This window comes from Ketobacter sp. GenoA1 (assembly GCF_003671475.1).
Classification (GTDB): domain Bacteria; phylum Pseudomonadota; class Gammaproteobacteria; order Pseudomonadales; family Ketobacteraceae; genus Ketobacter.
Genome location: NZ_RCHM01000045.1, coordinates 293,114 through 307,678 on the forward strand (window position 1 = coordinate 293,114; position 14,565 = coordinate 307,678).

14 protein-coding genes are annotated in these 14,565 nt (G+C 52.0%); 7 read left to right on the forward strand and 7 right to left on the reverse strand.

Features of this window, described 5'->3' with window-relative positions:
• Positions 1-176: 176 nt before the first annotated feature.
• Positions 177-425: a hypothetical protein gene (locus D9N13_RS21785; protein ID WP_290594082.1), complete on the forward strand. Its 249-nt coding sequence runs from the start codon at positions 177-179 to the stop codon at positions 423-425.
• 352 nt (positions 426-777) lie between these two features.
• Here the strand turns inward: D9N13_RS21785 and D9N13_RS21790 are convergent, their stop codons facing one another.
• Together D9N13_RS21790 and D9N13_RS21795 are read right to left on the reverse strand one after the other, a co-directional pair.
• Entirely contained in the window at positions 778-1,350 is a 573-nt protein-coding gene (locus D9N13_RS21790) for a helix-turn-helix transcriptional regulator (RefSeq protein WP_290594083.1), read from the reverse strand.
• Positions 1,351-1,392: 42 nt separating this feature from the next.
• Entirely contained in the window at positions 1,393-1,734 is a 342-nt protein-coding gene (locus D9N13_RS21795; protein ID WP_290594084.1) for an AraC family transcriptional regulator ligand-binding domain-containing protein, read from the reverse strand.
• 123 nt (positions 1,735-1,857) lie between these two features.
• On the opposite strand from D9N13_RS21795, the gene D9N13_RS21800 reads away from it, so the two are divergent.
• On the forward strand, positions 1,858-2,517 hold the full coding sequence (locus D9N13_RS21800) for a fatty acid desaturase (RefSeq protein ID WP_290594085.1): 660 nt from the start codon (positions 1,858-1,860) through the stop codon (positions 2,515-2,517).
• Between the two features lie 86 nt (positions 2,518-2,603).
• On the opposite strand, the gene D9N13_RS21805 is transcribed toward D9N13_RS21800, so the two are convergent.
• Positions 2,604-3,197, reverse strand: coding sequence for a TetR/AcrR family transcriptional regulator (locus tag D9N13_RS21805; RefSeq protein ID WP_290594086.1), 594 nt, complete (start codon positions 3,195-3,197; stop codon positions 2,604-2,606).
• A 178-nt stretch (positions 3,198-3,375) separates the two neighbouring features.
• On the opposite strand from D9N13_RS21805, the gene D9N13_RS21810 reads away from it, so the two are divergent.
• Complete coding sequence (locus D9N13_RS21810; protein ID WP_290594087.1) at positions 3,376-4,572, forward strand: NADH:flavin oxidoreductase; 1,197 nt, start codon at positions 3,376-3,378, stop codon at positions 4,570-4,572.
• 411 nt (positions 4,573-4,983) lie between these two features.
• Positions 4,984-6,687 (forward strand): multicopper oxidase family protein, encoded by a 1,704-nt coding sequence (locus D9N13_RS21815; protein ID WP_290594088.1) that lies wholly within the window; start codon positions 4,984-4,986, stop codon positions 6,685-6,687.
• An 83-nt stretch (positions 6,688-6,770) separates the two neighbouring features.
• Here the strand turns inward: D9N13_RS21815 and D9N13_RS21820 are convergent, their stop codons facing one another.
• From D9N13_RS21820 to D9N13_RS21835, 4 genes are read right to left on the reverse strand one after another with little or no spacing between them, the layout of a single operon-like run.
• Entirely contained in the window at positions 6,771-7,496 is a 726-nt protein-coding gene (locus D9N13_RS21820; RefSeq protein WP_290594089.1) for a polysaccharide deacetylase family protein, read from the reverse strand.
• Between the two features lie 15 nt (positions 7,497-7,511).
• Complete coding sequence (rfbH, locus tag D9N13_RS21825; protein WP_290594090.1) at positions 7,512-8,822, reverse strand: lipopolysaccharide biosynthesis protein RfbH; 1,311 nt, start codon at positions 8,820-8,822, stop codon at positions 7,512-7,514.
• A gap of 16 nt (positions 8,823-8,838) precedes the next feature.
• Positions 8,839-9,990, reverse strand: coding sequence for a CDP-glucose 4,6-dehydratase (rfbG, locus tag D9N13_RS21830; protein WP_290594091.1), 1,152 nt, complete (start codon positions 9,988-9,990; stop codon positions 8,839-8,841).
• A complete protein-coding gene (locus D9N13_RS21835; protein ID WP_290594288.1) occupies positions 9,987-10,973 on the reverse strand; it encodes an NAD-dependent epimerase/dehydratase family protein in 987 nt (328 codons plus the stop codon). Before D9N13_RS21835 ends, rfbG begins: the two co-directional genes overlap by 4 nt.
• Before the next feature lie 339 nt (positions 10,974-11,312).
• Between D9N13_RS21835 and D9N13_RS21840 the strand changes: the two genes are divergently transcribed.
• The 3 genes from D9N13_RS21840 (at position 11,313) to D9N13_RS21850 (ending at position 14,563) form a co-directional block, all read left to right on the forward strand.
• Positions 11,313-12,443, forward strand: a complete 1,131-nt coding sequence (locus D9N13_RS21840; RefSeq protein WP_290594092.1) for a glycosyltransferase family 4 protein — start codon at positions 11,313-11,315, stop codon at positions 12,441-12,443.
• Between the two features lie 62 nt (positions 12,444-12,505).
• On the forward strand, positions 12,506-13,282 hold the full coding sequence (gene rfbF / locus D9N13_RS21845) for a glucose-1-phosphate cytidylyltransferase (RefSeq protein WP_290594093.1): 777 nt from the start codon (positions 12,506-12,508) through the stop codon (positions 13,280-13,282).
• Positions 13,283-13,330: 48 nt separating this feature from the next.
• On the forward strand, positions 13,331-14,563 hold the full coding sequence (locus D9N13_RS21850; RefSeq protein ID WP_290594094.1) for a class I SAM-dependent methyltransferase: 1,233 nt from the start codon (positions 13,331-13,333) through the stop codon (positions 14,561-14,563).
• Positions 14,564-14,565 lie beyond the last annotated feature (2 nt).

The following is a 14,565-nucleotide window of genomic DNA, read 5'->3' on the forward strand; positions in this document are numbered from 1 at the left end:
TCTTTTACTGACCACTCAGACCAGAAAACTGGAGAACACCGTGTTATATGTATTGCTGGGATTGTTGCGGTTAGCAGTTGCGGTGATTGCCTTGCTTATTATTAAGGCGGAAAAAGACGACACTACGGCCAAGCCATTGGCCTCTGATACCAAAGCAAGCGAGAGGTAGAATCTGAATGCATCACCCTTACTATCTGACTGATACCACTGGAAAGCTAAGGTTTACCAAGCGAGGCCTTGCTGAATTACAGGCATACTTTGCCAAGGCAGGCATTGATATTCACAAGATCGATACCGTTGAGGAATATTACAGGGCACGGCAGCAATCTTCGCCATACTTTATGGAATGGATGGCTGAGCGTGCAGCGACCTGGCCAGATAGCGAAGAATTCGACTTGTTACGAAAGGCGTTGTTTGAACATTGATGTGAGGCGATTTTTACCCAGCAAGAATTCCCCTAAGCCGAAAAATTGCTGGCATCAGAGCTGGTATTGAATCAAAAATAGGGAATTAATATTATTTACTTCAGCTAGTTATATATTACTTTCAAGTCCTCTCCTGGCACCATTCTAACAGCCGATTCAAGGCTGGATCACAGCAAAATCAAGGCATTTAGCTGTGATGATGCGGGTTAAAAACCGCGGTTTTTAGACACCCCCTGATGCCGCTCTGGCAGCCCACCCCATAGACATAGCCACCATTTTATTAAGCTCATCAAACGCAGAGATCCGTTCTTTATCCGGACATTCAATTGTTTACCTGTTTTATTTCAAAGCCCTAGGGGTCTTTATAGCGAAATTGACTTGGCGATATGCCATACCATTTCTTAAATGCCCGCGAAAAAGAACTCACGTCCGAAAACCCCAGCAAAAACGCCAACTGGGTGACGGTGGTTCCGGAGATCTTAAGATGACGCTCCACCAAAGTTCGACGAGTGCGTTCTACCAATTGATTCCATGTTAGGCTTTCCTCTCCCAAACGTCGTTGCAAACTGCGCACACTCATATTGTATTGAGCTGCCGCATCTTTCAACAAAGGCTCCCCCTCTGGCAATTGCCCTTCTAGCCAGAGCGATAATTGAATGACCAATGAACCTTTTTCTTGCGCAGCCAAACGTTCGTTTAAGGTGACATCCAACATGGCCGCTATTTGCGAATCGCTGGAATGCAGTTGCGAATTGGCAGCATTACGCGCAAAGAAAACAGCGTAATGATCCGCTTGCTCAGGTTCCACTCGGAAGTATCGTGCTACTCGCGTGCAATAGTCAGCACCATCGTAAGCGAGAAAAACTTGTAGCGGGTTTAACTGCGAATCTAAACGTATACGCAACAACCTCACTAAACTGGCCATCACATACTGCATTCCTTGTGGATTCGGTGTGTGACCTGCGCTTTAATAAAAATGGATGCTGACCGTGTCCTCATCGACCACTAACTCTGTGCGCACCACATTGCTGATAAGGCGGTGATACCGGGTCATTCGCTGCAACACACTCAGCAGGCTTCCCCCGGCCGACAAGGCCAAACCCAACCCACCGAACACTGAGTATTCGCTCTGGCGCGCCATATTGATGCCCAGTGAAGGATCTTGCAGTAAGGCTTCAGCTGCAGACAATAAATTTGAAGTATGTTCTACGTTGACTTGGCATTCAGGGCTACTACGCAATAGGTTGGCCAACGGGCGCAAAAACACGGCCACCGCTGCTAGCTGTTCCGGCACTGAATGATCAGACATTGGCATCTCCGGTTAACAGGTTGGCAGTTACGGCAGAGCGTAACCACCGCCTCCTGGATATAGTACCCCAATCCCTATCGCGGCATGTGTAAATGATCCGCTCAGCTGCTGGAGCACCATAGTATGACTGAAATACGCAATGATCAAAGTAAAGAGCAAGACTTCAATCGGCTTCGCGCCAAAGATCGCCAAATACAGAGCGATTTAATGGCGGTAAGCGAAAAAGTACGTGCACGACACCCGTTTTTGATAAAGCATCGGGACGCAGTTGGTATGACGATCTTTCTGGTGAGCCTGGCAGGCATGGCCTTAAACGGCTGGTTATGGCTTGAAGGCATTATACCGGCATGGGTGGTGATAGTACTCAGCGCGTTCTGGACTTCGTTGCTGCATGAACTTGAGCATGACCTTATTCACTACATGTATTTTCGCAAACAACCGGTTTGGCACAATCTTATGATGGCCGGCGTATACATTGCGCGCCCGCTGACGCAGAACCCTTGGGTACGCCGCCACCTGCATTTACACCATCACAAAGTATCTGGAACAGAAACGGACCTTGAGGAGCGCGCCATTACCAACGGAGAAAAATGGGACTGGCGACGTTTTTTGATGGTCGGCGATAGTATGTTCGCGTTTTACCTGCGCGCCGGAAAGTACTTTAAAGAACCACGTAAGCTGCTTGCTCAAGGCAAGGTTAACCGTAACGACCTTAAAAACCTGCGCATTATCGCCGCGCTGAGTTTTTTCCCTTTGGGCACCACGATTTACGCAAAACGATAAACCAGCCAATTAACAATTGGCTGGTTTATCGTTTGGTTTTCGGCTCAGTGAATACCGGATACCAACCGGGCTTTTCGAATACAAGATCATTCCAACACAGAATGGCTCAATGTCGACCCCAGCCTCATCCGAATCAACCCGGACATTTCTTCGAAAGCTCGCTCTTTACCTTCGTTACCCGGCTCCGCCAGGCACATAGCCACCTCTGTCAGGGCAGCGATGACCATCTGTGCTATCAAGTGCCGGGTTTGTGGTAACAAACCGGGAAACAGCGGCAGCAGGATTGCGATGACCTGTTGCACCACCGGCGAATCGGCCCAACGCTCACGCCCGAGAACCACAGGAGCATCCACCAGCACAATCTGACGGAAATGCCTGTCACGCCCGAATCGCATGAATACCTCCCAGTATTGCCCCAGATCTTCCCCTTGCCGCCCCGTTTGAATATCCCGCATTGCTCTGTGTAGCTGTTGTTCCACCTGCTCAACCACCGCAAGAAACAGTTTTTCCTTATTGCCGAAGTAGTGATAAATCGGGCGAATGGTCATGCCTGCACGGTCGGCAATCTGTTCCAGCGAGGCGGCCTGGTAACCCAGCTCACCAAACAGAGCACAGGCACTTTCCAGCACAGCGCTGATTGCCGTCTCTCTCCGCTGCTTCTGGGTTCTTGCCTTACTCATGATACATCCCATATTGATATTATGTAACTTGGCTACATAACCTATAGCCATCCCGAGCATTATATGCAACCATATTGCATATAATTTGCATATTTATTGAGCCCAGCTTCCAGATTAGAACGGATTTGAGTGTTTCCTTATTGGATTCAGCATCAGCCAACCGTTCCAGAGTGTCTTTATGAATGCATTTCTCACACAAAGTTTCACGCCCAAAAAGCTGAATGGACTGGCGCTGAAAAACCGGTTCATCAAAGCGGGCACGTTCGAAGGCATGTCACCCCAGGGCGCGGTGTCTTCCGCGCTGTGCAATTTCCATGGCCGCATCGCCGATGGCGGCGTTGCCATGACCACCATCGGCTACTGCGCCATTGAGAACGATGGCCGCCTGCATGAAAACATGCTGTATATGCACGAAGGCATCCGCAACGACCTGTCCACACTGATTAACACCCTGCACAGCAAGGATTGCAAAGTGAGCGGCCAGATGGGTTATGGTGGCGGCTTTTCCAAAAACCGCCACCGGCAACGCAAGCGGCCCCTTGGCCCCAGTTTTGGCATCAATATGCTGGGCGTGGCGCAGGGGATGTTTTTTTGCGATGCCATGACTCTGCAGGACATCGACCGCCTGGTAAAGCGGTATGGTGAGGCCGCTGCTTTCATGCAATCCGTTGGCTTTGATTGCCTGGAAATTCACTTTGGACACGGCTATGGCCTGTGCCAGTTTATGAGCCCAAAGACCAACCGGCGCACTGATCTGTATGGTGGAACGCTGCAGAACCGCATGCGTTTACCCTTGCGGGTGCTGGAATCGGTGCGTAAGGCCGTTGGGGATGATTTTCCGGTGATCGGAAAAATCAGCCTGACGGAAGGCGTTCAGGGCGGCCTTGACTACGACGATGCCCTTGAAATCGCGCGTTTGCTTGATCAGGGCGGCATCGATGGCATTGTCACCAGCGGCGGCACCAGTACCATGAACCCGATGATCATGTTTCGCGGCGACAACCTGTTGCAGCCCATGCTGAAGGCGGAAAAAAGCCCGTTGATGCGCATGATGCTGCGCCTTGCCGGCCCCCGGCTCTTTAAACATTATCCCTATGAGGAGCTGTATTTTCTGGACCAGGCCAAGCGCCTGCGAGAGGTTGTGAACTGCGATTTAATCTACGTGGGAGGCGCCAGCAATAACAACAGCTTTGCAACCCTGATGCAGGCTGGATTTGACTTCATCCAATTGGGTCGCAGCCTGCTGAGTGACCCCGATCTGCCATTGCAGGCCAAACACAACCCCGGGTATGCAAGCCGGTGCCTGCACTGTAACGAATGTGTTGCCACCATCGAGCATCCGCAGGGAATTCATTGCACCCGCTTCGATTCATAGAATCCACTCACTCTAACGCAGCCTGCATCAGCATCGCTGAAGTGTATTAAACGCAACAACATATCAGTTATGTAGCCTTATGGTTACAGCCCGCCGCCGCTTTCTTGTCCCCGATGTTCATTTCTGTTAAAAAAGAGTTTTGGGGCAATAACGATCACACCCGCAGCCTGTCTGCCGGCACCACCTGCGTGGATGGGGTGTCCGCATCCGTCTGGGCATCATCTGTGGGGGTGCCCCATTGCCACGTCAATCTTTTTGAACGGTAAATTGAAACAAGAAGAGGATTGAATATTACCGTGGGCTTTTACGTCCACCTTATTACAATTGGGCAAGCTGGCAATCGTTTCCTAACTTATGTAGATACGTTTCCTGCTTAAAATTACTCTCTGACATAAATCAATTGGGGCATTTATGTTAAAACTTAGAAGCTTTTCATTCATTACGATTTTAATGACGCTTGCGTCCCTGTCGCAGATGGCGTTCGGCCGCGGCCCAGTCAACCCTACCGGGGCAATTGACGTCAATCCGCATCCAAACATATTTGAAACCACGATTACCGCCGCACCTTACAAATTGAAAGTGGGCGATGAAAAAGTGGATGTTTTTGCCTACAACGGTCAGGTTCCCGGCCCGGAAATCCGGGTCAAGCGGGGCGACCGTGTCATTGTGCATTTCAAAAACAAACTACCCGAAGGCTGGCCCTCCACCATCCACTGGCACGGCATCGAACTCAACAATAAGAGTGACGGTACTGCCTTGACTCAGGAGGTGGTACAGCCCGGCGACACCTACACTTATGACTTCATCGTGCCCCGGGCCGGCGTGTTCTGGTATCACCCCCACGCCCGCGGCGCCGAAGCGGTCAATGCCGGTTTGTATGCACCATTGATCGTTACACAGCCGGAAGAGCGGCAGTTGAAAATGCAGGGTAAACTTCCCCTGCGGGAAAACACACTGATGCTCAGCGATATTGCCATTGAGAACGGTGCCCTGAAAAACCTGAACACTACTTCCATGCTCGAAACCATGAACGGCACGGAAGGTGACTACCTATTGGTGAACGGTAAACTGAACCCCACTTTCCCCGCCTTCATCGGCCAGGGCATTCGACTGCGCTTGATTAACGCCTCCATTACTCGTTATTTCCGACTCTCTCTGCCCGGCCATGACATTTACCGCATCGGCGGTGAAGGTGGCCTGATTGAAAAAGTAAGGCTGGAAGGCGGTTCCGTTATGGGTATGCGCATGGCAATGGACATGGACGACATGGACATGGGCGACGGCATGGATATGGGCGACGGCATGGATATGGGTTACACCGGCTATACCGGCCCGATTGAAATCGCACTGGGCTACGATAAAGGGGAAATCCTGCTGACCCCGGCACAACGGGCGGACGTCATTATTGTACCCAAGGGCACACCCGGCAGCGTTGTCTCATTGCAATGGAAAGACTTTGCCCGTGGCCGCCATCAAATGACCATGACCCCCATGGGAATGATGATGACCGAAGCGGATGACGACGGTGAGCGCCCCTCAGTCAACCTGCTCAACTACATCCTGCTGCCCAACTACTTCGGCTACGAGTTCGATATTAACGAAAACGATGCCCTGGTGCCTAAGCCTGAGCGACTGGTTTCAGATCGAACCGACAGCCAGATCAAACTGCAGGCCAACATGATGGCCATGATGAGCGGAGCCCCCAAGAGCACCTGGTTCAAAATCGATGGCTACTCCGGCGTAATGGGGCGCGAGAACTATCGCACTGCCAGCATCGGTGAAACCATCGAATGGGAAACCCACAATCACACGGATATGCACCATCCTTTTCACTTGCACGGTTTCTCATTCCAGCCCATGCAGTTCATGCGCATGAATCATGATGAAGGCTATATGGACATGTGGATGGTGAACGCGCACAACGAATATCTGGACACGGTGAACGTGCCGCCCCACACTTCGGTGTTTTATTCCTTCCAGATCGATGAACGCCCCGACTTTGGTGCCAACCCCGGTCAAACCGGAGGCTTTGGCTCTGAGGGTGACTGGGTCTTCCATTGCCATATATTCCAGCATGGCGAAAATGGGATGATGTCCTTCCTGCGCGTGGAATAAGCCACTTCAATCCGCTATCTGAGCCAATTCTTCAGATAGCGGATTACCTCTCCCCCGAATCACACCGGTGTACAATCTGAAAACTAGGAAACCATCTGCCTGATGATACGCAATCCATTGCGCAGCTTGAGATAGGTGTTGGCCTGAAACGAAAAGAACGACCGGTAACTGCCACGCTTCTGAAGGTAGTAAGTATCCAGCCGTGGTAATTCGGCCATGCTATCCTGACTGGACAGCATTTTCAGTTTTGTGGTCACCGCGGTTTCATAGTGGCTGCCCACGAACGCAGCAACTTCTGCATTATAGTAGCCATAGGGATAAGCAAAGTGCTTTGGCTTGCGCCCGAATGCAGCGTCAATCCAGCGATCAGCCTGCAGACACTCATCCCGCACCTCGCCTGGCGACAACGCCCGCATATCCGGGTGGGTCGCTGTGTGATTTTCAATGAGCATACCGCCCTCAACACAGTGTTCCAACTGAGCCTGGCTCATCATTTCAAACTCGGGCGCTGCGCTCGGCTGCGTAGGCCAGCGATTGTTGCCGCCCACACAAGCGGTGGTCAGATACAAATGAGCGGGCACCCCGGCTGCCTTCAGCACAGGTAACGCATTCTTGAAAACAGACTCCATGCCGTCGTCAAAGGTGATGGCAATGGCATTGTCCGTTTCCGGGCGAACAATCTGATCCAGGGTACAAATGCGGGTCTTACTTTCCACAACCTCAGTAATCAACTGCGCAAACTTGCGCACCGGAAAGCTCAGCACTGAACCGGAATCATCGATACTGTGAAAAGTAAGAATCGCTTTCATTGTGCTTTCATAGTGTTAGTAACGATTAAAAAACTGACCGAACATATCCAGCATATACCCGATCATTGCCTCGGTTATTCCCGGGTATACTCCGATCCAGAATGTCTGGTTCATGATGGTGTTGGTGACATCCAGATCACCCACTACCCGGTGTTCAATATTCTGGAAGGCCGGTTGCAGCAACAAGTTGCCCGCAAACAAAGCGCGGGTGGCCACCTTGTTTTCTTCCAGATATTCGGTAAGCGCGGTACGACTGAAAGGCGCATCCGGCTTTACTGTGATCAGGAAACCGAACCAGCTGGGATCACTGTTGGCCTCTGCCTTTGGCAATACGATGAAACGCTCGTAGGCTTTCAAACCGTCATACAGCAGCTGCCAGTTTTTCTTCCGCGCCGCAATAAATTTAGGTAACTTTTTGAGTTGGGCCACACCCACCGCAGCCTGCATATCCGTGACTTTCAGGTTATATCCAATGTGAGAATAGATATATTTGTGATCATAACCATGGGGTAAACCACCCAGCTGCCAGTCAAAGCGTTTGGCGCAGGTATTTTCTTCGCCCGGCGCGCACCAGCAATCCCGCCCCCAATCCCTGAACGACTCAACCAGCGTACGCATCTTGGGTGATTTAGTCAGAACGCAACCGCCCTCTCCCATCGTAATATGGTGGGCTGGATAAAAGCTTAAGGTGGCAATATCGCCGAAGCTGCCGGTGTTTTTGCCGTTGTAAGTGGAACCCAACGCATCACAATTATCTTCAATCAACCACAGCTTATGGCGCTTGGCCACGCTGGTCACTACTTCCAGATTGAATGGATTACCCAGAGTATGCGCAATCATGATGGCTCGGGTCTTGGGGCTGATGGCCTCTTCCAGACGGCTGACATCGATATTGTAGGTACCCAGTTCAACATCGACGAACACCGGAACCAGGCCGTTCTGCACAATAGGGCCAACGGTGGCCGGAAACCCTGCCGCCACCGTGATGACTTCGTCCCCCGGTTGCAGGCGGGCATCTTCCAGCTTAATGGAGGTCAGCGCAGATACGGCCAACAGATTGGCGGAGGAGCCGGAGTTGCACAAGGTGGCCGTTCGCACACCGAGGGTTTGCGCAAACTCGATTTCAAACTGCCTGGCAAAACGCCCCTCCGTCAACCAGAAGTCCAGCGTTGCCTCCATCAGATGCACCATGTCATCTTCGTCGAAAACCCGGCCGGACACCGGAATATAGGTTTCACCTGCCACGAACAGCTTATTGGCGAATTGCGCTTGGTAGTACTCTTCAACTTTGCGCTGGATCTCGCCCTTGATTTTTTCCGCTTGCATATTTATCCGTCCACCCTTAACTGGCCCAACTTATGTCTTTGTCTCTGGCCTTGTCCACAAAGACCTGAATGTGATCCACACACACACCATACATATCCGGCACCTGCCCGGACTGCAGTTGCGCATGATAGGCCTGCCACCACAACACGGTTTCCTCTACCGCCTCCTGCCAACTGTAGGCGGGCATCCAATTCAAACGATAGGCTGCCTGATCCCAGTTCACCCGCAGAATTTTGGTTTCATGGGCGGCCACCTTTACCGGCTGTTTGGTATAGCCACGACAGCCCTCTCCCCATAATTCGGCAGCCAGTTTAACCAATGCTTCGCAAACCACCGGCTCACGCTCAGCAGGGCCAAAATTCCAAGCGTCATTGTACTGCTCCGGATGATCATGCATGTGCACCGCCAGCCACAGGTAACCACTGATCGGTTCAAGAGCATGCTGCCAGGGGCGAATGCTGTTTGGATTCCGCAGTTGCATCGGCTCCCCCGCCATACAGGCTCGCATGAAATCCGGCAAAATACGAAAATCCGCAAAATCCCCACCGCCAATAACGTTGCCGGCACGCACGGAGGCAATGGCGGTGGGCGCTACGGAAAAGCGTTTGACGGCTTGATCTTCCTGCCACTGCTGATTCCACGACTGACGATAGGACGCAATCACGGTTTCGGCCGCTGCTTTACTGGCGCTGTAAGGATCATAGCCCCCCAGGGTGTCGCTTTCACGGTAGCCCCAATACCAGCCCTGATCCTTATAGACCTTGTCAGAGGTGACGCCGACAAAGGCATTCACTCCACCGGCCTTTCGAATAGCATCCAACACGCAGGCTGTGCCCATGACATTGGTGCGGAAGGTTTCATGGGGATCCTGATAGGAGGCCAGCACTATGGGCTGAGCCGCCAGATGGAATACGATCTCCGGCTTATACTGGGCGAATACCGCATCCAGCTTCTGCTGATCACACACATCCCCCACGATATGAGTCATCCTGTTTTGCAGATGGCACAAGTCGAAGTTGCTTGGGTTGGTGGGCGGTTCCAGACTGTAACCAATCACCTCTGCCCCCAACTCAGTAAGCCAAATGCTGAGCCAGGATCCTTTGAAACCGGTATGACCGGTAACCAAAATTTTCTTACCGCGAAATCGTTCTCTGAAACAGCGCTTCATGTTCCGGCCTTCTGCTCTAACTGTGGGAGGTGGTCCCGATACCATTGGATGGTTTTCTTCAATCCCGTTTCCAGTGATGTTTTCGGTTGCCACCCAAGTATCTCTTTAGCTTTCATGATGTTGCAGGTCAGGTTGGGAATGGCGCCGACCGGCTCCGGCTTCGCCCCCACTTTCAATTCCCCCGCACCGGGTACGTTGGCCACAATCAATTCCGCAATACTCTTTAACGAATGCCCCTCACCGGAGCCGATGTTGATCACCTCACCGGAGGCGCAATCACTGTTGGCCGCCGTCACAATAGCATCGATGGCATCGTCCACATAAAGCATATCCCATGCCTGCCTGCCGGAGGTCATGGCAAAATCCTGCCCCTTGAGCGCCGCGCAGATCAGGGCCGGGATAAAGAAATCCAGGGATCGCCCGGGGCCATAAACAGAGGCCAGCCGCAGTGAGATGATCGGGAAATCAAAGCCTTGGTGAAGCGCATTCAACAGGACGGTGGTGGCGACCTGCGTTGCCGGGTAGATGGAAACCGGTTGTTCACGCTGGGATTCCACAAACGGCACCGGCCCCTGACCATACTCCAATAAGCCGCCCATGCGAATAAACCGTTGTACTGGCGCACCTGACTCAACCACCGCCTGCAGCAGGGCCAGGGTTCCCATCAGGTTAAGATTGATGCTGGCGAATACCTCGCTGAAATCCACATCCCAGGGGCGGCCCATGGACCCCCCACCCAAATGCACGATGACCTGCGGCTGCGCGGAACCAACGCAATCCACCAGGGATTGCCTGTCCTGCAAATCACCCACCCAACAGCGGACATGCTGTTTGATGTCATCGATCCGCCATAGGGAGGAGCCTGGCCGCACCAGCAGGTGGACCTCCTTGCCCTGAGCAACCAGCGACCTAACCAGGTTAGAACCGATAAAGCCGGTGCCCCCGGTAATCAAATATCGATGAAATAGATCCTCAGCGGGCACTCGCAATGGCAGTACCTCGTATCCTTAATCCTGAGTACACACACGCCCCAATCCTGATACCGAGCCCTGATAGAAGTATCGATGGTAATCCGAACCGAACTTCTGGTCTAACTTCCGTACGGGAATCGCTAGAAAATGTTGAAGAAGTTTCGTCGCCACTGGACGGGCAATCGTACACTTGAAACTCTACCGAGTTATGGGAATAACTTCTTTAACCGAAGATTTGGATCTTATAATATACAGCAGCCACACGCAATTGAGACCATTTGGCTGCCATCTTGCGAGCCACCCGTGGCGGCGCATGCATAGCTATCCGGACGGCTAGGGGGATGTTTTTACATGAAGTTGGGAATCAGCGCCTGGCGCCTGAGCGGGCCCCGCTTTGGTGTGGCGCGGTATACGGACTATTTGGTGACAGCACTGTCCAAACAACTCACCGCCCAGGACAGCATTGTGCTGTTCTCACCCACCGCCATCGACCCTCCCATCCAAAGCAAAGGCAATGCCCCGGTTGTGGAGCGCCAGGTGCGCCCCAGGCTGACCAATGCGCTGTGGGAAAACCTGCTGCTCCCTAAGGCCAGCCGTGATATGGATATTGTGCTGGGCCCCAGTTACACCTTGCCGTTGCTGGGGCGCGGCAAAAAAGTGGTGGCCATTCACAGCGTGAATGAGGCCGAACAAGGGCAGCACTCTTTATGGTATAAACTCACCTACAGCCTGAAATACAGACTCAGTGCAAAAGTGGCCGACCGGGTCATTGTCAATTCCCAGTCCACCAAGGACAGGGTGGTGGATTATTACGGTATTGCGCCGGAGAAAGTGGAGGTGGTGTGGCTGGGTGTGGATGACTCATTTCGGCCCTATGATGCCGAGATCGCCGCAAGCAACAATCGCAAGACCAAACTGCACTATCTTGGTGAAGATTGCCCTTATGTGCTGTTCGTGGGCACCATGTCAGCGCGTCGTAACGTGCCTCTGCTGATGCAGGCCTTTGGCGCCGCCAAAAAGCGTTACAATCTACCCCATAAGCTGTTCGTGGTGGGCAACAACATCGAGCACATCCCCCTGGACAAACTGGCTGCCGAGTTTGATATCACTGACAGCTTCGTGCATTTTGGCGGTAGTTTTCCCCATCATGGTGACATAATACCAATTTACAATGGGGCCGACCTTTTTGTGCTACCGTCGAACACCGAGGGTTTTTCACTGACGCTGCCGGAAGCCATGGCCTGTGGTGTACCGGCCATCACGTCCGCCAACTCCTCCCTGGGAGAAGTCGCAAACGGATACGCCCATACTCTCGAGGACATCAACCTTGAGAGCCTCAGCGAAGCGATGGGGCAGGTGCTGTGTGATCGGGAATTGCATGAAAAACTCAAGCAACAAGGGCTCGAACGGGCCAAAGATCTGAGGTGGGACAAATGTGCCCGCAAAACGTTGGCCATTCTGCAACAGGTCGTTTCGGCCTGAGCGATTACAAAGCCAATGGCAACAGGTGGTTAAGCAAATCGAATGTACATCAGGAATTCAATATGAAAACAATCATACTCGCCGGGGGACTCGGCACTCGATTGGCAGAAGAGACCCATGTTAAGCCAAAACCCATGGTGGAGATCGGTGGTAAGCCTATCCTGTGGCATATCATGAAGATCTATGGGAGCCAGGGGTTTAATGAATTTTATACTGCGCTTGGCTATAAGAGCGAAGTCATCAAGGATTTTTTTGCCAACTACTACCAACGGCAAAACAACCTCCGCATCGAAACCAGTAGCGGTCAGGTTCAGGTGCAGGAAAACGAACACACGCAAAATGAAGACTGGATTGTCAATCTTATTGAGACCGGTAAACTGACCAATACCGGCGGCCGGATCAAGCGCATGAAATCCTGGGTGGGTAATGAAACCTTCATGATGACCTACGGTGATGGCGTGGCCAATGTCGACATTGATGCCCTGATCAAATTCCACAAAAGCCAGGGGCGCCTGGCCACCGTATCTGCGGTACGGCCCCCGGCCCGTTTCGGCGGTATTTCCTTTGAGAACGGCATCGTTAAGGAATTTATCGAGAAACCCCAGATTGGGGAAGGCTGGATCAACGGCGGATTTTTCGTGCTGGAGCCTGGCATTTTCGACTACATCGAAAACGATGACACCAGCTTCGAGAAGGAATCATTGGAGAAATTGGCACAAGACGGACAACTGGCAGCCTACCAACACAACGGCTTCTGGCAGTGTATGGACACCATTCGTGATGTTGCACTGGTCAACAGTCTATGGGAAAGCGGCGATGCGCCCTGGAAAAGCTGGTAACCACGAATTCATTGCACTTTAAACTCTATTACCATTACAGGAAAGGTCATGTCTGAACGAGCCACCGATTTTTGCCGCTGCTGCGAAAGTACAAATATGCTACTGTTTCTGCCATTGGGCGCTCACGGACCCGCTCAGGCATTTCTGAGACAGGATCAGTTAAACGACGAGCAATTGTTCGAACTGAACACCCACGCCTGCCTTGACTGCGGTCTGATCCAGGTGCCTGATCGCATCCCACCGGATTTTTATCGTCATTACCTGTGGATTCCATCCACCGCCGCACAAATGCATACGCATTTCGGTGAACTGGCGGCCAAAATCAAATCCAATCTGATCAGCGACGGTAACGACTTGTTCGTCGACATCGGTTGCAACGATGGCTTGCTGCTGAAATCCGCCCACGATATCGGCATCCGTACCCTGGGCATTGATCCAGCGGAAAACATCGGTCAGATGGCGAAAGACAAAGGCCTGGATGTAATCAGTGAATATTTCAATGCCACCACTGCCGCAGCGGCCGTGGCGCAATATGGCAAAGCAAAAGTCATCACCTCGAACAATACCTTTAACCATATTGATAATCTGCATGATTTTATGGCAGGCATCCAGATCCTGCTGGATGACGACGGCACCTTTATCGTTGAAGTCCCGCAGGCCATTGAGTACATCAACAAACTGATGTTCGACAACATCTACCATGAACACGTTTCCGTGTTCAGCGTAAAGTCGCTGGTGGACCTGTACCGCTCTTTTGGCATGGAAATCTATGATATTGAAGCCATTGATGTGCAAGGCGGCTCAATGCGCATTTATGCTCGAAACGCTGCGGATTCCGGCACCATTCCGGGTATCGTAAGCGAATGGCTTGGCAAGGAGAAAGCCGTTGGTTTGCTGGACGCCGACACTTATAAGCAATACAAGCTTGCGGTAGAAAAAATCCGTGACGAACTGTGCGCGATCCTGGCGGACATAAAGGATAACGGCAAAACGGTCTTCGGCTATGGCGCCTCGGCCAAAGGCAACACCTTACTGAACTACTATGGTATCGGCCCCGACACAATGCCGTTCATTGTGGACAAAAACACACTGAAACACGGCTTGTACTCCCCCGGCATGCACATCCCTGTTCATCCGGTGGAAAAGATCGCAAGCGACAAACCGGATTACATCCTGATCCTGGCCTGGAATTTTGCAGATGAAATCATGGAGCAACAAGCAGAATTCAAGGCCGCCGGTGGAAAATTTATCATACCTTTTCCCAAACCGAAGGTAGTATAAAA

Bases quoted from the DNA above. Each gene is read 5' to 3' on its own strand.
- D9N13_RS21785 (WP_290594082.1), top strand. From the start codon at position 177: ATGCATCACCCTTACTATCTGACTGATACCACTGGAAAGCTAAGGTTT.
- D9N13_RS21790 (WP_290594083.1), bottom strand. From the start codon at position 1,350: ATGGCCAGTTTAGTGAGGTTGTTGCGTATACGTTTAGATTCGCAGTTA.
- D9N13_RS21795 (WP_290594084.1), bottom strand. From the start codon at position 1,734: ATGTCTGATCATTCAGTGCCGGAACAGCTAGCAGCGGTGGCCGTGTTT.
- D9N13_RS21800 (WP_290594085.1), top strand. From the start codon at position 1,858: ATGACTGAAATACGCAATGATCAAAGTAAAGAGCAAGACTTCAATCGG.
- D9N13_RS21805 (WP_290594086.1), bottom strand. From the start codon at position 3,197: ATGAGTAAGGCAAGAACCCAGAAGCAGCGGAGAGAGACGGCAATCAGC.
- D9N13_RS21810 (WP_290594087.1), top strand. From the start codon at position 3,376: ATGAATGCATTTCTCACACAAAGTTTCACGCCCAAAAAGCTGAATGGA.
- D9N13_RS21815 (WP_290594088.1), top strand. From the start codon at position 4,984: ATGTTAAAACTTAGAAGCTTTTCATTCATTACGATTTTAATGACGCTT.
- D9N13_RS21820 (WP_290594089.1), bottom strand. From the start codon at position 7,496: ATGAAAGCGATTCTTACTTTTCACAGTATCGATGATTCCGGTTCAGTG.
- rfbH (WP_290594090.1), bottom strand. From the start codon at position 8,822: ATGCAAGCGGAAAAAATCAAGGGCGAGATCCAGCGCAAAGTTGAAGAG.
- rfbG (WP_290594091.1), bottom strand. From the start codon at position 9,990: ATGAAGCGCTGTTTCAGAGAACGATTTCGCGGTAAGAAAATTTTGGTT.
- D9N13_RS21840 (WP_290594092.1), top strand. From the start codon at position 11,313: ATGAAGTTGGGAATCAGCGCCTGGCGCCTGAGCGGGCCCCGCTTTGGT.
- rfbF (WP_290594093.1), top strand. From the start codon at position 12,506: ATGAAAACAATCATACTCGCCGGGGGACTCGGCACTCGATTGGCAGAA.
- D9N13_RS21850 (WP_290594094.1), top strand. From the start codon at position 13,331: ATGTCTGAACGAGCCACCGATTTTTGCCGCTGCTGCGAAAGTACAAAT.